The sequence below is a fragment of the Fodinicola feengrottensis genome (assembly GCF_010993775.1).
GTDB classification, from domain to species: Bacteria; Actinomycetota; Actinomycetes; order Mycobacteriales; family HKI-0501; genus Fodinicola; species Fodinicola feengrottensis.
Map to the genome: position 1 here is coordinate 224,813 of NZ_WOTO01000003.1, position 22,581 is coordinate 247,393.

Consider the following 22,581-nt stretch of genomic DNA (forward strand, 5'->3'; position numbering starts at 1 on the left):
ACTGCCGCCGTCTGGAAGACCCGCCTCGGCAGGCTCCAGACGCGCGCGACTCGCCCGCAGGAACTCGCCCAAACCGTTGCCCATACGTCTATTTTACTGCCGCTGCCGGGATACCGCTTCGGTGCCGATGACCGGCAGCGATTCGAGGCCCCTGATCAACGTACTGAAACGCCAGCGCAGATCCTCTGGCGGAACGGCGAGTGAGATCGACTCGTACCGATCGAGCAATGCATTAAAAGCGATCCGGCCTTCCAACCGAGCGAGCGGAGCGCCGACGCAGAAATGAATGCCATGGCCGAAAGCGAGATGGGTCGCGCTCGTACGCGCGAGGTCGAAGTCGTCGTTCGAAACGTATCGGCGCTCGTCGTGATTGGCGGACTGGAGCGCGATCATCACGACCGCTCCCACCGGGATCGTCACGTCGCCGATTTGTACGCCTTCGCGCGCATATCTGGGAAACGCGGTTCGCAGCGGCGCCTCGTAACGCAGCATTTCCTCAACGGCCGCAGGTACGAGCGAACGATCCGCGCGCAGTGCCGCCCACTGCTCCGGATGGGTCAGTAAAAGGAAAAGACCAGTACCGAGCAGGTTCATGGTCGTTTCGTGGCCGGCAAAAAAAGCAGCAGCACGACCATCGCGGTGAGCTCCTGATCGGACAGTTGATCGTCATCGTCGCGTACCGAGATCAGGTCCGACAGCAGGTCGTCCTGCGGATCCGCGCGCTTGACCGCTGTCAGCCGCTGAACGTATGCGACCAGCGCCTCGGCCATGTCCTTATAGCGATCCCGCTGGTGCGCGCCGGAGATGATCACGTCCGACCAGTCGCGGAACAGATGCCGATCGCCAGCCGGGATGCCGAGCAGCTCGCAGATCACCTGAAGCGGCAGCGGAAGTGCAAAACTGTCAAGAAGATCCACCTTCTCGCCGGGTTCGATCCGGTCGAGCAGTTCGTCGGCCAGTTTACTGATCCACGGCGCGAGCGCGGCCACTCGCGTCCCGCTGAAAGCCTTCGACACCAACCGCCGCAGCCTGGTGTGATCGGGCGGATCGGCACGGAGCAAGTGCTTGTTCATTGCCGCGTTGACGGCGTCTCCCACCACATCCGCCATCCAGCGCCCGTTGCCCGGATCGTTGCCCAGCGCAGGATTCGCCAACGCCTGCCGTGCTTCCACGTATCGCGTGACCATCCACACCTGATACCCCGGCCGCACCTCCACCGCCGCCGCCGGACCCTCGGCACGCAACGCCGCGTAGATCGGATAGGGATCGCTGACAAGCTCGTCCACCGGCAGTTGACGCGGCACCCACTTTCTCCTCTCACGTGATGCCCCGATCCTGCCGGCGTACTCCCCGATCCGACACCCCCACCGCCAGTCCCTGCCCGAATGGTCCAGCTGCGGCCGGGGGACCCAGTTCGTGAGGTTCCACAGAACCGTGTAGGAAGTCCTTCACGGTTTGCGGGAACCTCAGGATGGCCTTCCCGTCGGCAAGTGGAGTTTGCGCTGGCCCACCAGAAATGTTCGATGCTGCCGGACATATTGCGAGCGAAGACCGGTGTAGCGCGGCCTGGTCAGCGGGCACGTGCTGGCCACGAGGCGAGCCGTTCAGTCGCAAATCGGTGGATCCAGCCGACGGTACGAGTCGGTGCGCAGTGTCGAGGAATCAGCCGCCAATGGTTTTGCCGCGAGCCGGGATGACGTAGATGTTGGGCGGATCGGGTGCCGCGTTCCCGTGCACGCCGTCCTGGCTGACCAGCCACGCTGCGGGCGCCTGCGGGCCGGGGTCCTTCTGGACTTGGACGTTCGCGACGACGCCGTCGGTGGCGGTGCGGCCGAGCCATTCGACGTGGCCGGCACCGACGGCCTGGGTGAAGGTCTGGCCAGTGTCGTTGCTGATCCAGATCTGAGCATCCTCAGGTTGTCCTGGTGCGTACGCGCTGACCAGTAGTGAGCCGTCGGGCCATACTACGCAGCCAGCGAGCCGGCGGTTGGGCAGACCACGGGCTGAAACCTGATCCCAGCTGGTGCCGCCGTCCTTCGAAACGAAAATGCCGCCGATCCGGCCAACCGCGTACGCTGTGCGGCCGTCGAGGCTGTCGACGCTGACGACATCAACGGGAATCTGGTCCACGAGTGTCCAGCTGCGGCCAGCGTTGTGGCTGATCGCCGGGGACGAATGCGAGGCCGCCGGCGTGTCGAGGACATCCTTGTTCACCAGCGTCCACAACGATCCATCAGTGGCTTGTCGCAGGTGACCTGCGGAATTCCACCATGTCCCCAGATTGCTTTCCTCGACGAGCTGCTGCGGCGGCTGGTGAGTGAGCGGCTTCTGCACGCCGCTGCTCGGGTCCTGCGCCGCGACGCTGAGAAATCCGGAGCTCCTGAGATACGTGGTAGTTCGCCAGCCGGCCGGAATCTGGTCGACCGCCGCCCCAAGGGCGGACCGGTGCGTCCAACTTTGCCCTGCGTCAAGGCTGATGTAGTCCCCGCCGATGGTCACCGTCTGCCCGTTGCCAGCGACGGGGCCGGCCGGCTCGCTTGGATTGCCGTCGGAGGTGTTCACCGCATTCGGGATCTCCGCGGGCAGGGTCCACGCCTGCCAGCTGTTCCCGCCGTCGAGCGTCCGCGTCAGCGCGAACTTCCCTTCCTTCGTCCGGGTCAGCGCGTAGGTCCGCCATTCGTCGACTGTCGCGCTCGAGAGCAGCTCCATCCGCTGGTCAGCCGCGATCTTCACACCATGCAGCGGGCCGTGTACGGCCGGCGGTAGCACCGGCGGCGTGCCCGTCGGGGGCGTCCAGGGAGTTGTTGTGGCCGGCGGCAACGAGCGATCGGTGTCGGGCGCCTGGTACGCGGCGAGTGCGACTACGACCACAACCGCGACCGGGGTGAGTACCCAGCCGCCGCGCCTGATCCGGCGCCGCGTACGGCCCTTTCGGTGAATCGACGCGAGATCGGGAAAGGCACCGAACTCGTCGACTTTCTCTCGTACATCAAAGAAATCTGCTGGCGTAGTCATAGTTTATGCACCTGCCTTGGTCAGATCGTCCGCGAGCAGCGAACCGAGGGCGGCACGGCCGCGGGACAGCCGCGATTTGACAGTGCCCTGCGAGACCCCGAGGGTGACCGCGATGTCGACGACCGACAGGTCGGCGATGTAGTGCAGCGCCACCGTCTCGGCCTGCGGGCGCGGCAATCGGCGGATCGCCGCCATCACCGCGACCCGGTCGGGAGACACTCCGTTAACCACCGGATCCGGCTCGGCCGCCCGCCTGAGCAGCAGCGCCAAGTGTTTCGCACGTTTCCAGCGGCTGACCGCGATGTTCCGCGCGACGGTACGCAGCCAAACCTCCGGGCTGTCCGCCGCGAGGATGTTCTCGCGCTTGGAGACGGCCCGTACGAACGCCTCGGCGACCACGTCCTGCGCCTCGGTCATGTTGCCGGTCAACGCGTACATGCTGACCAGCAACCGTCTGTGCGTGTTCCGGAAGATGTGATCGAGGTCCGCGTCCGGTGTCCGGTCGCTCATCCCCCCGCGTGTCGAAATCAGGAGCATTGTCACCAGGGATGACAGATGACCGGACGGTCGGGTTCCAGGCGATCTCAGACGGGCATGTTTGGCCGACATCGCACGATTCCCGGTAGGCCTCTTGACGCGCCCGACAGTAACCCAATATTGGTACGTATCTGTTTCCGTCCTGTCGCCACGGATCGGTGATGTGATGCAGGAACGCCTTGGAGCACCCGCCGGAATCGGCGCGGACCAGCACCTGCCCACGTTCGTCGTCCGGCAACTGGGCCAGCGTCAGATCCAGTGCCTGGATGTGGTCCTGCTTGTCCCACGGCGACGCGCTCCCCGGACGCAACTGCAACACCAAACTTTCCCGGTTCCGTACTCGCCGTGGTCAACGAACGCGCACATCGGCGCGAACCCGAACCCACGTTTGTAGGTGGGCGAAGCCCGTTCCTTGTCCGAATGCGCGGTCACCAATGACGAATCCAGATCCACGATCACCTGCCCGCCATCGCGACTACCAGCACGACCAGCCAGCGGCCGACACCGAGCCCAGACCGCGCGGCGCGCCTGAGCCCGCGCGCAACGCAGCGCGCGGGCAGCGCCGCGTCGATATCAGCGGCTAATGTGCTGACCAGCCGGGACACCATCGGGTCACTGGCCACGGGACCGAACAACGCAGGTTGAGCCCGCACCACCGCCAGATCGGCCAAGCAGTCACCAGCCAACGCGACCGCGGTGGCGATATCACCCACGATCTTCCCCGGATCATGCGTGGCCCGATGGCCCCGCCATGGCGCCAACGCCGCCGACAACGCCCGCCTGACCCCGGACAACCCGATCGTCTGCCGCAACAACAACCCACCCGCCCAGGACACCAACGACTCGCGAACCGGATCCAAAACCAACCCGCCAACCCTGTTACCCTTTCACCTACGGAGTGCCTTCCAGACGCAGTGACTTGAGACGGCGCAATCCCAAGTTTCCCGCACTGGACAGGCACTTCCGTGCATTTCACGCCGTGTCACCAGCCAACAGACGAAATCCCGAGGCTAGTCCATACGGTCCGACGACTGCGAGCGGCTAACGACGAACGCAGAGAACGGGGGGAACCGGTGGAGATGGACGGGGTACGGTTGGAGTCGGTGGCCGCGAGTTTTCCTATTTGCTGGCGCAAATGCCAGCCGGAGTTACGCGCGGAGGGCACCAAGGCATTGACACCGCTGCAACCGCCGCCGCCGGACTACCAGCCACCCAAGATCACACCGGGACCGCGACCGTTAGGGCCGACCACACGACCCCTTAATGCGCGCAATCGTCGATCTGGAGGGCCGAAACGGTGAAGTCCTATCAACGGCTTAACCCGCCGCTGTCCGTGCGGCTGAGCGCGGCTGGTGCGGCCGTCCAGCGGCGGACAGCGCTCGAGGTTGTCGCATGGTGGTTGATTGCCTCCTGAGCGAGCGCGTACCCGTGCAGGAGGCGGCGGGAGGTGGTGAAAGCGTTAGGTGCTGGCCGTTTCGGCGACTCAACGCTACGCCGCCTCCTGTCGGACGCTCAGGGTGAGGCAGAGGACCGGTATGCGTACCTGCGTGATGAGCGCGACGCGCGGGAAGAGAGCGGCCAGCCGTGGCCGACCGCGATGCAGTACGAGCTGAACAGAAACAGACTCGCCGCGCGTACGAGGTTTTCGCCTGCGCCCTGGATACCGACCCCGACGAGGCCATACAGGAAGCCGCGTACGTGGCGCAAGCCATCCTGACGCCGGAGAGCGTTGAGTGAGGCCCTGATACAGCAAAACTTGGCCGACCAGCACAGAATCGCCAAACACAACAACAAAAAGAGGGCGGTTCGCCGAAAATCGGCGGCCTGCCCAATGCCTTGTCCACACCTTGTCGTCCTAGCAAGATCAACTTCAGGGAAAACTCCCGCTAGGTTCTGGATCTCGTCGTGGCCGAACGGCTTGTCATAGCCCGGAGTCACCCGGCATGACGCTGCCAGTTATACAGGTTGGTGCTGTCACTACTTGAACGTCAGGGGCGAACCGCGCGAGCGCAGTTGTTACGGCTCTGCGGTTGGCGCGCCATCCTTCCATCTGCCGGTAGGCAAACCGGCGGGTACTGTCCGCCGGCCTCCCAGGCGGAGCCATAGCGCGCAAAGGCCGACCGGCGTGGACGTAGCCTGGAGGGACACCGTGGCCGTATCCGATGTCGGTGGCCGTTCGCAGGCCGATGCAACGATAGACGGTCGAGTTTCCCTTGTAGTTTGCCTCCTTCTCTTTGAAGAACTCGACCACGCGGATCTTCGGCCACGGTATCCAGCCCGCGCTTCCGCTGCCGCACGTGTCGGCACCGAAAAAGATGCCCTGCTGGTCGATCGCGAACAGCAGTTCCCGGTGGGCTGCGGCTGCTGTCGCTTGGATGACCTGCCACCAGAGGGAGGATGGCGACCGCCAGGAAGAAAGCCATCGTGAGCCAGACCCAGACCGACCGAAACAAATCCCATCCGTCCGTAAGGGCAGCGACCGCTACGAAGAAGCCAAGTAGCCCGGTTGGGGCCATGGCCCTTAGGACCGCCAGGCCTATTCCACGTATCCCCCCGCGCGCACCACGTACGCGGCAGGCGTCAAATCCGGCTCTACCCTCAGCATGCGACGCACGCTAACCGGCGAGTCTTAAGAGAACCTGTAACCGCACGCCAACCCGGAGGGCCGTGCGACCACCGCGCGACGGGCGTTAATTGTGGTCGGCGGAGGGTCCGGCGTCTTTTGGCGCGGCCGAAAGGTAGGGGTGGGCGTGGGGTGGAGACGCTGATCTGACGAGGTGGTGTGGCGTGAAGGGATCGCGCGGCGGTACCAGTGCCTCGCTGGTGTTAGCTCATAGCGGTCACGTTGTAGGCCGGGCATAATGTCGATGTGCCTTCGACGGATCCGGCGGAGCGAATGAGTTCGTTGCTGCGTACCAAGCAACGCACGGATGGTCTTGCCACGACCGTGCTGGGCGTGATCGGTGAAATCGACATGACGACGGCCGGTGACTTGGGGACGGCGATCGCCGCTGCGCTGGTCGAGCAGCCCGGGAGGCTGATCCTCGATCTGAGCGCGGTCACCTTCCTAGCCTCGGCGGGTTTGAATGTCCTGGTGACGGCCAACAACGAGGCGGCGATGCCGGTCGGGATCGTCGCGTCGGGACCGGCCGTCGTGCGGGCGTTGGAGGTGACTGGATTGGACGGCGTACTGGCTGTCTACTCCACTCTGGCCGAGGCGTTGTCGTCCACCAGGGAGTCCGCACCGCCGGAACGCTGACCGGTGGGTGTCGAGCACGTCGAACGAGGTCGCTGAGTTGCTCAAACCCGGTGTTGTGCACGTCGTGGGCGAGGAAGGTGAGGCCTTCGGGCATCATGTCGATGTCCAGTCCGTGGGTGATCCTCTTGCCGAGGCCAAGCAGAGCAGAGCATCCTGAGTGTGCGGGCCTGATCGGGGCGGGCTGAGCATCGGGGCCGGTTGGGTGCGCTGATTGTGCTGGCGGCTGCGGGCGGTGAGCCCAACGTGGGTCATCGCCCAACGCCTGGGGTGTGTGCGTGGATACGGCGCGAACCTGGCGACGTCGGTTCGCCGCTGATCGCGTGGGGGGATTGATCGACCCGCCGCGCAGCGGTCGCCCGCCAGTACATGGGGCGGCGGTGCGGGCTGAGGTGGTGGCGTTGGCGGCGCGCTGCCGGGGGCGTGTCATGCCAAGTGTGTAAGCCGGAGGTGTACCAAGATCGACTGGCCTGTTGGTTGGTCGGAAGGGACACCGTATGACTCGGAACATTTCGTCTCGTCGTGATGATGACGGACGGCGGCTGCGCGGCTGACGGGGGCGCTCTCGACCGCGACGATCGATGCTCTACTAGCGGACGCGAAGGCCACTGGGACGCCGGTAGACGGGGCGAACGGTCTGCTGAACCAGATGACCAAGGCGGTGCTGGATCGGACGTTGCAGGTCGAGATGAGCGACCACCTGGGCTATGAGCACGGCGCGCCGGAGGGACGCGGGTCCGGCAACTCTCCCGGAACGGGCTAACCCGCAAGACCGTGTCCACGCTCAGCGGCCCGGTCCAGATCGAGGTGCCGCGGGACCGGAACGGGACGTTCGAGCCCACGATCGTACCCAAACGTGCCCGTCGTTTGGGGAATATCGATGACATGATCCTGTCTTTGTACTCGCGAGGAATGACAACTCGTGACATCGAGGCGCATTTACTTGAAATATATGGAGTAAACGCGTCCCGGGAGTTGATCTCGAACATCACCGACGTGGTCGTCGACGAGATCAAGCTGTGGCAGTCACGGCCGCTGGACGAGGTCTACCCGATCCTCTACATCGACGGGATCCGGGTCCGAATCAAGGACAACGGCGTGGTCACCACCAAGGTCGCGTACCTGGCCATCGGAGTGGACGTGGACGGCCGCAAACACTCCCTCGGATGCTGGATCCAGGACACCGAGGGAGCCAAGTTCTGGGCCAAGGTCCTGACGGACTTGCGCAACCGCGGCGTGCGGGACATCCTCATCGCGTGCTGCGACGGGCTGACCGGGCTCCCGGACGCGATCCGCTCAATCTTCCCTGACACCGTAGTGCAAACCTGCGTCGTGCACGTCATCCGCAACGCCATGCGGTTCGTGTCCTACAAGGACCGCAAACCACTGGCCGCGTCGATGCGCGAGATCTATACCGCGCCCACCCTGGAGGCCGCCGAGCTCGCCCGCGACGCGTTCGCCAAGACCCACGGCAAACAATACCCCGGAGCCGTCGACGTGTGGAACAACGCCTGGAACGACTTCACCCCCTTCCTGGACTACCCCGCAGAACTCCGGAAAATTGTCTACACCACCAACCAAATCGAATCCATCAACTTCCAACTCCGCAAAATCACCAAAAACCGCGGACACTTCCCCGACAAAGACGCAGCCATGAAACTCATCTACCTCGGACTACGCAACATCTCCACCCAACGCGGCGGAGCCTCAGGAACAGGCACCTGGGGCTGGAAAATAGCACTCAACACCCTCACCCAACTATTCCCCGGCCGCCTAACATTCTGATATAATAAGACAAGTAAGCCAATCACCTCCGGCTTACACAGAAATCGTGACAGGCTCGCTGCCGGCCGAACACGATGTGCCGTTGTCGCGGTGGAGTTGCCCGGAGATCGCCCGGGAACTCGCCGCCCGCTGCCAGGCATTGGTGGGTGCCTCCACCGTGCGGCGCTGGCTGGCCGCGGACCTGCTCAAACCGTGGCCGCACCGGTCCTGGATCGCCATCCGCGACCCTGACTTCGCCGCCAAGGCCGGTCGTGTCCTGGACCTATACGCCGGGATCTGGGACGGTCAGCCTCTGGGCCCGAACGATTTCGTGGTCTGCGCGGATGAGAAGACCAGCATCCAGCCCGGTGCCGCTGCCATCCCACGCTGCCTTCGGGCAGGGCCCGCATGATGCGCGTTGAGCACGAATACAAGCGTGCCGGGGGCGCTGGCCTATCTGGCCGCCTGGGACGTTGGACACAGGGGGCTCCATCGAATGACAAGAATCGGCCCGATGAACCTGCCGACCACGCGATCGGAGGATCCCGCGGCGGGCTGACGACCAAGATCCACGCCCTGGCCGACACCCTCTGCTGCTTGGTCACCGTCCTGCTCTCGGCCGGCCAAGCCGGCGACAACCCGTATCTGATACCGCTGCTCACCGCTCGCAAAGAGGGCGACGACAGGAAATTTCGGCTGCTGGCGGACAAGGCGTACTCACACCCCTCGACCCGCCAGCGGCTGCGTGATCTCAAGATCCCCCACACGATTCCTGAGCGCAGCGACCAAATCCAGCATCGCAAAGCCAAAGGCTCAACCGGCGGCCGACCACCAGCCTTCGACCCCGAGATCTACAAAGAGAACGCAACACCGTAGAACGCGCCTTCGCCGGCATCAAACAATGGCGCGCCATCGCCACCCGCTACGAGAAATACGCCACCAACTTCCTCGGCGGCGTCCACCTCGCAGCCCTCATCACCTACCACCAGGCACATCAATTAGCAGACACGCCCTAGGTGAGTTCGGCGGCGTAGAGGGTTTTGGTGGTAGGTCGCGGTCGGGTCGGTTGGTGTGGATGATCGGCACCACACAGCGTATGCGCGGCCGGGGCCGGCGGCGATCCCGATGTAGTCGCCGGGGAACTTGCCATCGGCCACTGCGGCGTTGTTTAGATCCGAGAGTGGTCCAGGGGGCTGCGGCTGACCGAAGTAAGCACCGCCAAGCGATGTCGATAGTTGCTGCTGGACGTATCGGCCGTTCTGTACGGTCGTGTCTCGGGTGCCGTACGAGACGTACACCCGCCCGAAGAATGCCGCCACGCCGACGTTGACGTGGTCAGTGCCGGCCTTGCCGTGGGTCACGTCGACCGGCGTCGACCAGTGCGTACCGTCGACCGAGCGGGACAGTTGCACGGCCGTCGGGTCGGCGGAATCCCAGGCGGCGTACAGAAGGCCGGTCACTGGATCGGCGGTGGCGGAGGGTAGGCAGCAGCGGATCCCTACTGGTCCTTCGCCGGCGTCGTGGGTGATGGTGGTCGGTGCGCTCCAGGTCGCGCCGCCGTCATGGGACGTACGCGCGACCAGCAGGTCAGCGACCTCCTGTTGGGGGACTCGCGTGTGGGTGGACTCGTGGCCAGTCCGGCTCTCCGGCGCCTCGCCGCCACTGGCAGTGCCGTAGTCGATGTACGCGTCGACGATCGTGCCGTCCGGCTGGATCATCGGCTGCGAGTTTTGGCTGAAGGTGCCCGCGTTGGTGAGGTTCACCGTCTTGCTCCAGGTCCGGCCGTGGTCGTCGGACCACCGCACGACCTGCAGCGCCGCCGTGTTGTTTCCGTTCGCATCGTACAAAAACGGCGTCCAGAACTGGTAGAGCCGGCCGCGGTGCGCACTGAACGGGCTGCGGTCGGCGATCAGGAAGTTCTTGTCGTCGCTATATGCGCAGTCGCTGCTGTAGTGCGCCAGCACCGGACGCCCGAAGGTCTGGCCGCCGTCGGTTGACCGCGACACCGCGACGGCGGTCGGGCAGCCGGTGTCGAACGCCAGCACGGACAGGTAAACGCTGCCGTCTGGCCCGAAGGTGAGAACGGGATCTGACGCGCGGTCGAACTGGCCGCCGGCGGCCTTCGTGACGCCCTGCAGTGGGGCGTGCTGCCAGTGTTTGCCGCTGTCGTGCGTCCAGGCGTACGAGATGTCGACCGCCCCGCCGTCCGGGAACCGCCCGTCGTGCGCGGCGGCGACCGCGATCCGCGGATCGATCGGCGAGATCGCGACGTCGGGTTCGACCAGCGTGTCCGGTTCGGATCCGGGTTGCGGGGCGATGTCCTGCTCGTCGATCTGCCCGACCTGCAGAACCCGAACGGGACTGGGGGGGACCGCCGCGACGCCGCGTGCGCCGAAGTCACAAGGAATGGCAACGAAAACGCCACAGCAGCGGCACAGACGACGATCCGGCGCGGCCAAAGGTTCTGAGTCACGGCTACCCATCCTCTACCGGGTCGTTGGCGACTGCGGGTGCAGTCTACGACCAGTGTTGTTGAGACTGGAGACTCTCTACTCATACTCAAAGATCCAATAAGGCGGAATGACCCGCTAAGGCGCATTTGCCTAGACAATCCCGGGGCAGCTGCGGGGTAGGTCGTCCGCCGCCACGGGTATCGTGCAGAACATTTGCGGCACTCACGGACTGTTGACGATCAAGAGGCGGCAGTGGGTATCAGGCAGCTGGCAGCCACCACGTTATGCGTCATCATTGCGTTGGCGGCATGGGTAGCGCCTGCCGCAGCCGTGTCGATCCCGACTTTGTCGGGCTGAGCGTTACACCAGCGACGGCCGTGGTCGGCGATCAGGTCACGGTTGCGGCAACGGTCAGCCCAGGATGTTTCCTTCGTGTCATTGGGTGACCACTGGTGTTCACCCGCGACATGCTTTGGGATCTGGAGACCCGAAAGGCCCGTCACCCGGATGTCTTCATCCCGTACGTGCTGGCCACCGGCAGCGCGGCCGCCTGGGGCGATGGGCGATATCTTCGTCCGCAGGTCGACGGAATCGCCGGGCCGTTATCGGTCGTGACAAACGCGTTGCCCGAATGCCTGGTCTTCGGGCCCGAACGCCTGGCCCTGAGGGCCAATCGCGGATCGGCGTTCGTGGATAGCGTGAGTTCGATGAAACCTGACGTTTGGGTAGACCCTTCTGGTGAGCGGATCAACACAGGGGTCATTACCGCATTGTTGACAATATCACTGATCGCTATCGTCTTGGTCGGCTGCATACTCGACTTTTCCTATTTCTTGGGGGTTTGGGATCTCCTTCAGACCTGGTGTTCCGGGCATCCGGAGCCTGGCGTCCCCGACCAGCCGCTGATACCCAGCTGCCAGCCCACACCAGGAGGCGATCAGCTCGAGCTCTATTTTGTTTTTCGGCGGTCACCTGATAGGAATCATGCTGGGGTTTGTCGCACTCATTCGGCAGTGCTTTCACCGCCATGGCCTGACCTGGTCGATCGTTGGTTGGGTGGCGTTCCTCGGTTCGCTGGGCTTTTCCTATTGCTATGCACTTCGACTCTACCGCTAGACCGGCGGGTCGGGTCGGTTTGCCAGGCCTCTGGAAAGAAAACGCCGCGTCGGTGGCCGTTGCCAGGCGCATAGGACACGAGTATCTCCGTGAGGTTGAAATCAACGGAAAACAACGTCTCCTCTACCACCAGCGACGCCCCGGAAGCCTGATAACTGCTCGGCGGACGGGCCAGTCTTCCGGCGCAGTAAAACTATCGAGACAACCCCTGAAACAGCCCGGTTTTTACTGGCGCTCGGACAGTGCGCCCAATGGTGCGACGTTACGTGCATCACTCCGAGCAGGAAGTAGACATGTGGCGGCGGCAGGCATGCGTGAGAAACTGCGATCATGAATACGGGTAAGCGGGTGGAAGAGGTTGAGGCAAGCCGCGCAGTGGGATGGGTGTTACGTTCCGCGAGTCTGGCCGACCTCGAGATGATCGCCGAGCTACGGGCCGTGGTAATGCGACCGGATCTGGAACGATTGGGTCGTTTCGACAAACATCGCGTACGGCAGCGGTTGCGGGATTCGTTCTCCGCGCAGCACACGTCGATCATCCTGGCCGACGATGCGTTCGCGGGCTGTGTCACCTTGCGACCAGTGGAGAGCGGGCTGTTGCTGGAACATTTTTATCTTGAACCGGGCCTTCAGGGTCGGGGACTCGGCTCGGCTGTCCTGCGTACGCTGCTGGAGCGAGCCGACGCTGACGGTGCGCCGGTCCGCCTGAATGTCTTGCAGGGCAGTGCTGCTCGTCGGCTCTACGACCGCCACGGGTTCACCGTCGAGGAGCAGAACCCGATCGATATCTACATGGCGTGCGGATGCCGGAATCGCCGTGAATTGGCAGGCGCTCGTCGCCGATGAAGCGGCGTCGGCTCGGTAGTCGCCGTTGGTCATGCGCGGAAGAAACTGGCGGTCACGTCGGGATCTTCGACAGTAGCCTGAGGCTTTGGTTGCCCGGATCGGCGCCGGTGAAATGGATCACCCCGACCGCCTCGCCCCCGAGCATGTTGCTGTTCAATCTCTGGATAACCGCTGCGGTGATCGCGGCAATGATCTGCTGGCGGGTCGTACGACGGATCCGGCGCCCGTCTGAGCCAAACGCTGTGCAGTTGGCCTCCGTAAGCGCGAAATTCGATGCAGGTCTGTTGTCTGGACGGTCAGGCAGAAATCCGCGCGCAAAGAGCCTCCGCAAGTTTCATCAATGCGTCGGGATCTTCTACGGAGGCCAGCCGGATTTCACCCTGAATGTATTCGAACGTGCCGATCGATACGGCGATCAGCGCGGCACGCAACTCCGGGTCGAGAATGGCGGCGGCATCGTCGCGCGTGCCGACCAAAACCCGGAAACGGCCGTCAAAAAAAACCGCGTCGCCGGTCCGCACCTCAATCAACGAGGCCCGGCGATGCGATGCCAGCCGAAGATGGCGGGCGCGCGCAGACACATAGCGGGTGGAGTTGCGCGGCTTCAGCAGCGAGACCTGAACGTACTCGGTGCCCGACGCGCCAGTTCGCGACGACTTCTCCCGCAAGAACCGAACACCTATTTCTACCCGACCGAAGCGTCCGCGATATTCCTGCTTTTTTCGAGATACTTGGATCAAGCCCCACCGCTGCGCGAATTCGGCTTGTTTGGCGGAGCCCTTTCGTCGGATCAAGAAATGGATGACAAGGCCCACGACCGCGAGGCCAATGAGGTAAGGGACTACGACCACTGCGTTACCGTGCGCCGTCACTGCCACGGCAGATGTCGGAATCACAATATAAAACAACGCCATCCCTGCCCCCATGCACGTCAGATGTCGGGAGGGTAACGGGGATCCTCGCAGCGCAGGTTCCGATGCGCAGTAGGCCTCCCCATCAGGCATGCGTCTTGCCTTTCAGTCACCGAGCTGACAGCCGACCCTGCCGACATGCCCGTACGAGGTGGCCGACTCGCCACCCGAGGCCGCACCTTCGCCGAGCGTCAGCCGGTCGAAAGGCGGAGCAGAGCCGTGGTGACGAGGCCGACGAGGCCGGCGAGCAGCATCGGTGCGCGGGTCGCTTGTGGCGTGGAGGACGACCACAGTGTGGCTGGGGCCGACGGCAGCGCGTACTGATAGATCGCATCGCCGACCTCCGCGCAGACGGTCAGCGATGCACGCATCCGCAGGATGCTGAGTTCGTAGTCGGCCCTACTCAGTGTCCTGTGCCTCGATCAGGTCGAGGTCGCGGACGCAGAAGCCGTGGTGCGCGAAGGTCTCGTTGAGCACCGTGCCGAGGCACTGCCGCACCGTGCGGCCCCGGGCGTACGGCGGCCAGGCATCGTCGTCGGGCACCGGCGCTCGAGCGGCGGCGAGATGCGCAGCGGTGACCTCGTCGAGCCAGGCCTCGAGCTCGGCTGCCTGTGTGTCACGCACGCTCACGATCTCGTCGAGGGCCGGTTCGAGCGAGAGGTCAAGCCCGTGCGCTCCACGGTAGGGCTCGACGGTCGTCCCGATGCCCATCGGCGTGAACAGCTCCGTCGAGCCCAGGCAGCAGCGGCGGAACCACGAGTCGTGGACGAAGACCAGGTGGCGCATCGTCTGCACCGCCGACCACTCGTCGTTCACGCTGCGGCGCTCGATGCCTGGCGTACGGCGGATTCGCTCGATCGTGGCGGCCCAGCCGGCATGGAGTTGACGCGATGCCTCGCGCAGATCGGCAGGGTCCTCGGAGCGGATCAGCACCCGCAGTGGATGACGCCGGTCGAGCTCTGCCTCGACGTACTCGGTGACCTCGACACCGTTCACCACGAGGTTGGTGATGAGCCCGTCGATCATGGCGTCCTGCATGACGACGCCGATCAGGCGTGCCCCGGTCAGGTCGCACTCGCGGAACTCCGCACCGTGTAGATCCTCGTCGACATACCGCGTCATGCTCCGCATACTAGGTCCGAGCACCGACAAGCCAGCCTCCCGGCTTGATTTGGTGGTTCTGCTGGCGAGACCGCCGCAACCCGACATCGGCTTGGCTTGAGCTGGAGGTACGAAAGATGCCGAGCTGTGGCCGTTCTCGGTTCGGCCGGAATGTTGATGGTCAGATCTCCAGGTCCTTCTTCGCGGCCTGTGTGAAATCCGTGACTGCGGCCGTCAGCGTGTCGACGGCGGCGTGGTACGGCTCGGCGAAGCGTTGATCGATGGTGTTGTGGTGTCCGGGCCGGCTGTTGGCTCGGATGTCGCCGATCGAGGTGGCCAGCTCCTGCGCGGCGACGCGAACAGAGTCGGCCTTGCCGTCGACTACTTTGGGTGCGAAGAAGCGGACTTTGCTCGCGGTCGCGTGGATCTCCTCTGCCAGGGCCAGGTTCGCCGAGTCCATCGGGCCAGACTGGAGCCTGGATCATTTTCTCTGTCAGATGGATGAGTTGCGGGTAGAGATCGGTCTTGTCGGCTCGGGACAGGCGTCGGCGTTCGGTCTTACGGTTGACCATGATGTTGCTTTGAGAGGCGAGTGTGACGATGGCGCTGCCGGCCAATGCGAGGGCACCGGAGCCCCACCACGGAATTGATACGTCCATGATCTGGAGAAGATAGTCGACGAGGGGAGTGGCGTGGCGGGGTGCGTGTTCGTGCCGTATTCGGCCGATGGGCATGTGAACCCGATGCTTCCGGTCGCTGCGGAGCTCGTACGCAGGGGCGTGCGTGTAAAGGTCGTTGCTGGCGCGCGCTTCGCGGCCAGAATTGCCGCGATCGGCGCGATTCCAGTGATCCCCGCGTTGGATCACGAGGTGGCTGTGCCGCCCAGTTGGAATCTCTCGGCAGTCATCGACCAGTGCGGGTTGACGGCCCGGCGCCGACGGGCGTGGCGGGGGGGCAGCGGCCGTTGCGTGCGTGCAGGATTTCCTGGCTGAACCTCCCGATTTGATGGTCGTCGACGTGCGCCTCCGGTGGCCCCTTCGGCTCGCCGGCCGGCTGGGTATTCGGGTGGTCCGGTTCCACACCACGTTTGCGCGCAGGGCGCGTACATCTGGCCCCGCGCTCGTCAACGTGATTCCTGAGCTGCAGCCTCGATTCGAGCGTTTCGGCCCCCGGTTCACGTTCGTTGGGCCGCTGATCGCCTCCGGTGACCCTGGACCGGTCGAACCGCCGGTAAAAGCGTTCCCGCCTGGCCCCAAGCTTCTGGTCTCGTACGGGACGGTGTTTGCTCGCCCGGCGACGTTCTATCGTGACATTGTCGACGAATTCGCCGGTACCGGCTGGACTGTGTTGCTTGCGACTGGACGTTTGCCGGTGGCAACACTTGGGGCGCTGCCGGCAAATATTGTGGCGCGCAGCTGGTTTCCACAGCGGAGCGTGCTGCCAGACGTTGATGTTTTCTTGACACACGGTGGGATGAACTCGGTGCAGGAAAGCCTGGCGGCGGGAGTCCCGATGTTGCTGGCACCTCGAAGCCGTGAGCAGCGGGGTACGGCTGCGCGGCTTGTTGGCCTGCGCTGTGGAGTTCTTGCCGCGAGAGCGGTGCGTCAGTCCGCTGAGGTGTTGATCGAGGACGCTCTCGGGTACGGGACGCCGTGCAGGCGATGCGGGATCGGCTGCGGCTGCTGCGGGCCGCTGAGGTTGCCGCCGACCAGCTGCATCAGCAGCTCTGACTCGGGCAACGTGATCGGCGTCTCGGTTACTGCGCCGTCCGATAAGGTGTCAGTAACTGCATGGAAGGGGACAAACACGTGGTGCAGGGGACCGTTCGGCCGCGGTTGCTGCCCAAGCGACCGGGTTTGTTCGTCAACAGAACGGGCCCGTTGGCAGAAATACAGGGCTGGGCGCAGGACGCGATCACCGGTCAAGGAGCGAGCTTGATCGCGGTGACCGGTCAGGAGGGCCTGGGCAAGACCGCGTTGTCCGTGCTGGTAGGTCATCGGCTGGCCGCGCATTTCCCGGACGCGCACCTGTATTACGACCTGAATGGCTCGGACCCTCAGGCCAAGGTGACCGCGGCCCAGGTCGCTCGGTATTTCCTGACGCAGCTTGGTTTTAGCCCGCATAGAGTGCCTGATCGTGCTGAGGAGTGTCTCAGCATGTTGCGGAGCAGCTTGGCCGACCGCCGGGTCATTCTGGTGCTTGACGATGTCGAGACAGTTGAACAAGTCAGGCCGCTGTTGTTCGAGTCAGCGCATGCGTTGGTCATGGTGACCAGCAGGAATCCACTTGCGTACCTTCGCGTTGATGGATTCCGGCCGCCGATCGAACTCGGCCGTTTTACCGGAGATGATGCCGCCGAGCTGATCTCGGCAATCGCCGTCGTCGCATCATCGAGCGAGCGAGCTGCCGCAGCGCGTCTGGGCGAACTGTGCGAAGGATTGCCCTTGGCGATTGGGATTCTCGCTGTTCAATTGCCCGGACTGGGAAACGTTGAGCTGGACGAGTTGTTGTCTGGCAGTATCCTGAAAATACTGAATGTCGAGGGCCGTCGGCCTGTCGAGGACATTTTCGACTTCACCTATCAGCGGTTGGACGAGCTCGGAGCAAAGGCTTACACGACATTCAGCTTGCTCCCGGGCATGGACTTCAGCGCGGGCCTCGCCTCTCATGTGCTGGGTGAGGACGCGACTGTCACCGATCGGGTGCTCCGCGAGTTGACCGCCGGCTACATCCTTCACCGCAACGGCTCGCGGTACCGCTTTCACAACCTTGTCAGGGAACACGCGCTGGGGTGCGCGGCGGCGACGCTGTCCGAGGTAGATCGAGCAAACCTACTGGGAACGGCAGGGGAGTGGTATTGGCGGTTCGCGGTGAGCCACGACAAGGCCATCAGTCGCCGGCCATTCCCCATTCCGGCACGCAGCGAATACAAAGCGATTCCAGCCGCCTTCACCGCAGCCGACAAGGTCGAGAACGGGTACGCAGGTTTTGCCGTCGAGTGGCCGAACCTCATTGCCGCCGCGCGATCCGCCCAGGCCACCGGCTCCATAGACCTCAGCGTCCTGTTTCCCATGGCGTTGTGGACGTACGGTTATCAGACGCGCCGCATTGTTGAGCTGATCGACCTGTACGAGGCGGCGTTGGAGCGTGCCACGGACAACCGTCAACTGTGGCAGCTATACCGGGACCTCGCAGGTCTGCATGAAGGCAACAGGGATTGGCAGTCGGCAGACGTGTGCATCGCCCGTGCCTTCGCCCAGAACTATCCGGCCGGCGAGGCGAGCCTCTGGGAGTGGCGCGGGCTGACTGCTGAAGGCCGAGGCGATCTGCCTCTGGCGCTGTGGTGCTTCGGCAAGGCTCGCGAGACGGTCTCGCTGATGTGCGACACCGACCAGGAGCAGCGAGCGTACGCGTTGCTGGATCTGCACTGCGGCCGGGGCGGCCGCCCTGGGGCGACGCGACGATGACGCGGCGGCGTACGCCGAGAATGCCCGGCGGTATTTCGCTGCGGAAGATGAGGGTGCGGTCAACTACGCGCTCAGTAGCGAGGTGCTGGGCCGAATTTTGGCCAGGCAAGGGCAGGGCGCAGCGATGCTGCACGACGCATTCGAGCAGTTGAGTGAGAGCTGGGGATCAACGCTCGGGCCGCGAGAATCGCCGCGGAGCTGGCACAGCTGTGCGATGCCGCTGGCCGTCTGGCCGATGCTGCGGAATACCGTCGCCGGGAGCAGGAGTTGAACGACTAGGACCAGTGACCTTCACAAGGAAGTGATGCGGACCTGGAACGCGCGGCGAGTGTCGTCCACCTGAAAGGTCGCCCCTGCCGCGAGTACGTCGAGGGACCCTCCCACGCCGAGCCACGCATACGTTGCTGACACCGCGGCATCGGCGAACCCATCAGGTGCATTGATCTCCAATCGCGGACCGTTTCGCACTCGCACCACGGCTCGCGTTCGGGTGACCAGAACAGCCATCATGCACGCTGGGTGATTCGCGATAGTGGTCGTCAACCAGTGGTCATAGCTGTCCTGCCGGATATTTGTCGCTTCGACAGTCAAAACAGCCGCCGCTGATCGTAAGCGCCGAAGCGGATAGTTTGCCGGGGACACGAGATGGTGATCGGTCGCTGGTGTGTCTGTCAGCCCGATCTTTCTGCGTTGTAGCTCGGCAGGAAACCGGACCACCTGAATGTTCGGCCCGGCGCTGTCAACAACGCACTCGACCTGGAGAATTCTGGCTGCGGCATTGTCCTTCGGGATATTTTTTTGACTATCGGCACCGCCTCGATGGGCGGTTCACCGTACGGCAGCGGCAAGTCCATAATTCGGTAGAACAAGGTACGAAGCCGCTCGAGTGACTCTCCTGGCATTGAGGTGGCAAGTTCGGCTATTTTCCGTTGTGCGTCAACAGGCCACTGGGCGATAGTCGCCTCCAACTGCGGCCGTATCGGACGGGATGGGTCGAGCCGCGGAGCCAGTTGACCGAGGACGGCGATCGGCGAACCCGAGGCGACCTCACGTTCCGGGAAAGCGCCGAGGAGCACCGGGCGACCGGCTGCGGCACCGTACCCAGTGACTGCCCCATAATCGCCAACAAGGACGTCGGCAGCAATAAGACCGCTGCGCCAACCATCGATTTCTGACAACAAAACCAGACCGGATCGCTCGCAGTCGGCGAGCCAGCTCCGCCACTGCGCCGGACCATGGCCGTGCCGTGCGTTGGGATGTATCGCAGCTACCGTTTTGAACCGGTCGACCGGCAGCTCCGACATCAGCCTGCGAATCAGATCGGGAGAAGAGCCCAAAAGAGAACGGGAGCCCCACGTTGACGAGAGCATCACCAGCGTTCGGTCGCCCACCCCAAGCGCGGAGCGATGATGTTCGCGCTCCCCAAGACTCGCCATAATCCGGTCCAGGCACGGATCTCCGGCCACAACCGCAGCAGGCACGGCCGCTGGGGCCGCAGCGGCCAGTCTTGCCACCTGTTCGTGATGGGATAGCACGAGGGCATCGGCGACCGGTTTACCGTTGTAGAGAACCCATTGCGGGGAGAGCCCGAAAGTCTGTTCGCTGTTCGCTGTTCGCTGCTCGCTGCTCGCTGCTCGCTGCTCGCTGCTCGCTGCTCGCTGCTCGCTGCTCCAGCCAGTTTTTAGTATATCCGATTCCGTGCGAAATGATGACAAGTGGTGCGCCGATGTCCGTCAATGAGCCGTGGTGACTGGCCGCGACCGCGAGGTCGAATGCCGTGTGACGGGCCTGTTCCCAGGGAACGGCAACGACGCCGATATCGTCGATCAGATCCGTAAGGCCATGGCTGAACGGATCAGAACTGTTCCAACTGGCGACCAGTTGGATACGGGGATCGCTGTCGAACACCGGCAAAATATCAAGCAGTCGGGTAAGCGTCGTGACGTTATGAACTATCAGCAGGACAGTGGCTCGGTAGGAGTCGTTCGCCATTGTGCTGCCCGGCTGCCGATCGGAACGTCGACGTGTCGGACTGGATCGCCACCTGGCATGCAGACAGGCTATCAATCAGGTCTCCCGGACACGCATCATGAATGGCGGTTGCGACGACCTGGCGTCCTTTGGGGCCGCTACTGAGGCTGGACAGGCTCACCATGGGCCTGTCGACTACGTGGAGTAACTATCTGCGGCACTGGGACCGCACGCTCCGGACGACCCTGCGCAGGTCACTCGTGCGCATGTGGAGGCGTTCCAGCGGCGACACCGGCGACCTGATGGTGTTGATGGGCTGGTCGTCGGAGGAGATGGCCAGCCACTATGGCGCCAGCGCCGCCGCTGAGCGTGCTCAGCAGACTCGGGTTCGGATGCGGATCGGTGAAAATGTCTGACCACCTGACAACCCAAGGGTCCGCGGACGGCCCGGGCCACCGCGCCGCGGTTTGACGGTCGGCCTTCTTGGCTGTCTTCGCATCCTTGATGCACCGTCCGGGGTTTCCCCACAGCCATCCGAGTCCACCCGGGACCAACCAGTGGCCGATCCTCGCCAGGGTGGCAGTAATGTCGATTCGCTGCATCTGAAGCAAAGGAAAGAATGCGATGACGGCATCCCAAGTTCCGGGGGCGTCGGTCAGGTGGCGGATGTCGGCGTGCTCGAAGTTTACCGGGACTTCGCCATTGAATCAACGAGAGAACTATGTCAACTACCTCGACAGCTCCCAGCTCTGAAGTACGTCCCCGCAATGAGTTCCTCCCGTAGTCGACGCCGTTTCAGAGGGTCGCATGTCGAATCCCACATCGAACTACCGTTTTATATAGCGCGTTAAGTGGGTCGTTATGTGAGGACAATGCAAACCAGCTCCTGGTTGTCAGGCATGCCATAACAGCCCTGTACGGCACCTGTCAAACCGCGAAGGCTGTGGTGTCAGAAAAACCAGGCGCGACGGTTAACCCAGGCTTGAATATACTGGCGTTGCTCATACATCATGAATCCGACGGCAGCGGGCCGCCGGTGCTATTGCTGCACTCAGGCGTCGCCGATCTGCGGATGTGGGATCCGCAATGGCCAGAGCTGATCGCTGCGCATCAGGTTGTACGTGTCGACCTTCGTGGCTTTGGAAAGACGCTAGCCACTGCCGGCACGTATCGGGATGCCGACGACGTACGCGAGGTCCTTGATTCACTGGGAATTTCGCGAACGGCTATGGTCGGGTCGTCGTACGGCGGCCGGGTCGCGATGGAATTCGCCGCCGCTTACCCGGATCGCGTGACGCAGCTCATTCTGCTTTGTCCCGTGTATCAGGGCCTTCCGCCGACCGCAGCCTTGAAGGATTTTGCGGCGGCGGTGGCGGCGTTCTTGGAAGCTGGCCAGCTGGACGCCGCGGTTGACTTGAACGTCCAGACTTGGCTCGGCCCGGAAGCCGATGATCCCACTCGTGAGCTTGTCAGGAAAATGCAGGCGAACAGCCTCCGGCTAAAGCTCGTACATCCCGATGGTGGCCCGGAAACGTCCGAGATCGATGCCGCAACTATCGACATTCCGGCGCTGGTCGTATCCGGTGCTCGCGACATGGACTATTTCCTGGCGGTCGCGCAGCACCTTGCCCAAGTCATGCCGAAGGCGCGTCAGGTGGAGCTTGCGTGGGCCGGACATTTGCCAAGTCTGGAGCGGCCTGGCGAGATCACCCAACTCCTGCTGGAAGCTCTCCTCTAGGACGGCGCCGAATAGCCCAAAATCCTCCCGGGCCGGTAGCTGCCGGACCGGGAGGGTCGCTGGGTCCAGTGCACGATGCGCGAATGGGTCGTCATCAGCGGCGACACGGTCGTCGGCTTGGTGGGGGAGCAGGGTGTTCGACTGCGAATCCTGGGCTAGTCGAACAAGACATTATCCAGCCGATGGGCCGAGTGGGTCCCGCTTCGACAACGCCGCGGCCGAGTCGTCCTCTCCGTCCTGGAACACGAGATCCGATCCCGCCACCACTTCACCACCCGAGCGCACCCAAGGTCCCTAATCGTGCCCTGGTTCGACAACTTCTGCAACTACCGCAGCCAACACAACACCTGCGGCCAAGAATCTACCGTAGACTGCGGGAATTCCATTAAGTTGGAAGCCGTATAGG

General features: G+C 63.6%; 23 protein-coding genes and 3 pseudogenes. 14 read left to right on the top strand and 12 right to left on the bottom strand.

What is annotated here, in order from left to right:
- Positions 1-93: 93 nt before the first annotated feature.
- From GNX96_RS04025 to GNX96_RS48655, 5 genes and pseudogenes are all read right to left on the bottom strand, one after another.
- Positions 94-594 (bottom strand): cytochrome P450, encoded by a 501-nt coding sequence (locus GNX96_RS04025; RefSeq protein ID WP_163567038.1) that lies wholly within the window; start codon positions 592-594, stop codon positions 94-96.
- The gene (locus GNX96_RS04030) at positions 591-1,304 is read right to left on the bottom strand and encodes a cytochrome P450 (RefSeq protein WP_163567039.1); all 714 of its coding nucleotides are present in this window, start codon (positions 1,302-1,304) and stop codon (positions 591-593) included. The genes GNX96_RS04025 and GNX96_RS04030 overlap by 4 nt, the downstream gene beginning before the upstream one ends.
- A gap of 358 nt (positions 1,305-1,662) precedes the next feature.
- On the bottom strand, positions 1,663-3,015 hold the full coding sequence (locus GNX96_RS04035) for a WD40/YVTN/BNR-like repeat-containing protein (protein WP_163567040.1): 1,353 nt from the start codon (positions 3,013-3,015) through the stop codon (positions 1,663-1,665).
- Between the two features lie 3 nt (positions 3,016-3,018).
- A complete protein-coding gene (locus GNX96_RS04040) occupies positions 3,019-3,525 on the bottom strand; it encodes a SigE family RNA polymerase sigma factor (RefSeq protein WP_163567041.1) in 507 nt (168 codons plus the stop codon).
- Positions 3,526-3,706: 181 nt separating this feature from the next.
- Positions 3,707-4,418, bottom strand: a pseudogene (locus GNX96_RS48655) (transposase); the annotation flags it as partial.
- 718 nt (positions 4,419-5,136) lie between these two features.
- Here GNX96_RS48655 and GNX96_RS04055 point away from each other — a divergent pair.
- From GNX96_RS04055 to GNX96_RS62460, 7 genes and pseudogenes are all read left to right on the top strand, one after another.
- Positions 5,137-5,289 (top strand): hypothetical protein, encoded by a 153-nt coding sequence (locus GNX96_RS04055; RefSeq protein WP_163567044.1) that lies wholly within the window; start codon positions 5,137-5,139, stop codon positions 5,287-5,289.
- A 1,159-nt stretch (positions 5,290-6,448) separates the two neighbouring features.
- Complete coding sequence (locus GNX96_RS04060; protein ID WP_163567045.1) at positions 6,449-6,811, top strand: STAS domain-containing protein; 363 nt, start codon at positions 6,449-6,451, stop codon at positions 6,809-6,811.
- A 275-nt stretch (positions 6,812-7,086) separates the two neighbouring features.
- A complete protein-coding gene (locus GNX96_RS62450) occupies positions 7,087-7,251 on the top strand; it encodes a helix-turn-helix domain-containing protein (RefSeq protein ID WP_390623902.1) in 165 nt (54 codons plus the stop codon).
- A 107-nt stretch (positions 7,252-7,358) separates the two neighbouring features.
- Positions 7,359-8,593 (top strand): annotated as a pseudogene (locus GNX96_RS04065) (IS256 family transposase).
- Positions 8,594-8,639: 46 nt separating this feature from the next.
- Positions 8,640-8,984, top strand: coding sequence for a helix-turn-helix domain-containing protein (locus GNX96_RS04070; RefSeq protein ID WP_163567046.1), 345 nt, complete (start codon positions 8,640-8,642; stop codon positions 8,982-8,984).
- Positions 8,985-9,169: 185 nt separating this feature from the next.
- A complete protein-coding gene (locus GNX96_RS62455; protein ID WP_390623903.1) occupies positions 9,170-9,448 on the top strand; it encodes a transposase in 279 nt (92 codons plus the stop codon).
- A 17-nt stretch (positions 9,449-9,465) separates the two neighbouring features.
- The gene (locus GNX96_RS62460; protein WP_390623912.1) at positions 9,466-9,588 is read left to right on the top strand and encodes a hypothetical protein; all 123 of its coding nucleotides are present in this window, start codon (positions 9,466-9,468) and stop codon (positions 9,586-9,588) included.
- Here the strand turns inward: GNX96_RS62460 and GNX96_RS04085 are convergent.
- Entirely contained in the window at positions 9,571-11,031 is a 1,461-nt protein-coding gene (locus GNX96_RS04085) for a sialidase family protein (protein WP_279579296.1), read from the bottom strand. The genes GNX96_RS62460 and GNX96_RS04085 overlap by 18 nt on opposite strands.
- Before the next feature lie 1,554 nt (positions 11,032-12,585).
- Between GNX96_RS04085 and GNX96_RS62465 the strand changes: the two genes are divergently transcribed.
- Complete coding sequence (locus GNX96_RS62465) at positions 12,586-12,987, top strand: GNAT family N-acetyltransferase (RefSeq protein ID WP_390623913.1); 402 nt, start codon at positions 12,586-12,588, stop codon at positions 12,985-12,987.
- Between the two features lie 296 nt (positions 12,988-13,283).
- Here GNX96_RS62465 and GNX96_RS04095 read toward each other — a convergent pair whose 3' ends face one another.
- From GNX96_RS04095 to GNX96_RS04110, 4 genes are all read right to left on the bottom strand, one after another.
- Positions 13,284-13,901 (bottom strand): hypothetical protein, encoded by a 618-nt coding sequence (locus GNX96_RS04095; protein WP_163567050.1) that lies wholly within the window; start codon positions 13,899-13,901, stop codon positions 13,284-13,286.
- Positions 13,902-14,089: 188 nt separating this feature from the next.
- Positions 14,090-14,269, bottom strand: coding sequence for a hypothetical protein (locus GNX96_RS04100; protein ID WP_163567051.1), 180 nt, complete (start codon positions 14,267-14,269; stop codon positions 14,090-14,092).
- Between the two features lie 28 nt (positions 14,270-14,297).
- Positions 14,298-15,020 (bottom strand): DinB family protein, encoded by a 723-nt coding sequence (locus tag GNX96_RS04105; protein WP_163567052.1) that lies wholly within the window; start codon positions 15,018-15,020, stop codon positions 14,298-14,300.
- Between the two features lie 160 nt (positions 15,021-15,180).
- Entirely contained in the window at positions 15,181-15,459 is a 279-nt protein-coding gene (locus GNX96_RS04110; protein WP_163567053.1) for a hypothetical protein, read from the bottom strand.
- Between the two features lie 232 nt (positions 15,460-15,691).
- Between GNX96_RS04110 and GNX96_RS48670 the strand changes: the two genes are divergently transcribed.
- Both GNX96_RS48670 and GNX96_RS62470 read left to right on the top strand, forming a co-directional pair.
- Positions 15,692-15,991, top strand: a complete 300-nt coding sequence (locus tag GNX96_RS48670; RefSeq protein WP_279579298.1) for a hypothetical protein — start codon at positions 15,692-15,694, stop codon at positions 15,989-15,991.
- Positions 15,992-16,004: 13 nt separating this feature from the next.
- Positions 16,005-16,571: pseudogene (locus GNX96_RS62470) on the top strand (glycosyltransferase); the annotation flags it as partial.
- A gap of 32 nt (positions 16,572-16,603) precedes the next feature.
- Here GNX96_RS62470 and GNX96_RS48675 read toward each other — a convergent pair.
- Complete coding sequence (locus GNX96_RS48675) at positions 16,604-16,738, bottom strand: hypothetical protein (protein ID WP_279579299.1); 135 nt, start codon at positions 16,736-16,738, stop codon at positions 16,604-16,606.
- 51 nt (positions 16,739-16,789) lie between these two features.
- On the opposite strand from GNX96_RS48675, the gene GNX96_RS04120 reads away from it, so the two are divergent.
- Both GNX96_RS04120 and GNX96_RS48680 read left to right on the top strand, forming a co-directional pair.
- Positions 16,790-18,466, top strand: a complete 1,677-nt coding sequence (locus tag GNX96_RS04120; protein ID WP_279579300.1) for an ATP-binding protein — start codon at positions 16,790-16,792, stop codon at positions 18,464-18,466.
- 1,010 nt (positions 18,467-19,476) lie between these two features.
- Positions 19,477-19,641: a hypothetical protein gene (locus GNX96_RS48680; RefSeq protein WP_279579301.1), complete on the top strand. Its 165-nt coding sequence runs from the start codon at positions 19,477-19,479 to the stop codon at positions 19,639-19,641.
- A gap of 379 nt (positions 19,642-20,020) precedes the next feature.
- Here the strand turns inward: GNX96_RS48680 and GNX96_RS04125 are convergent, their stop codons facing one another.
- Positions 20,021-20,458, bottom strand: a complete 438-nt coding sequence (locus GNX96_RS04125) for a hypothetical protein (RefSeq protein WP_163567056.1) — start codon at positions 20,456-20,458, stop codon at positions 20,021-20,023.
- A 161-nt stretch (positions 20,459-20,619) separates the two neighbouring features.
- On the opposite strand from GNX96_RS04125, the gene GNX96_RS48685 reads away from it, so the two are divergent.
- Positions 20,620-20,853 (top strand): hypothetical protein, encoded by a 234-nt coding sequence (locus GNX96_RS48685; protein ID WP_279579302.1) that lies wholly within the window; start codon positions 20,620-20,622, stop codon positions 20,851-20,853.
- Between the two features lie 530 nt (positions 20,854-21,383).
- A complete protein-coding gene (locus GNX96_RS04135; RefSeq protein ID WP_279579303.1) occupies positions 21,384-22,175 on the top strand; it encodes an alpha/beta fold hydrolase in 792 nt (263 codons plus the stop codon).
- Positions 22,176-22,581 lie beyond the last annotated feature (406 nt).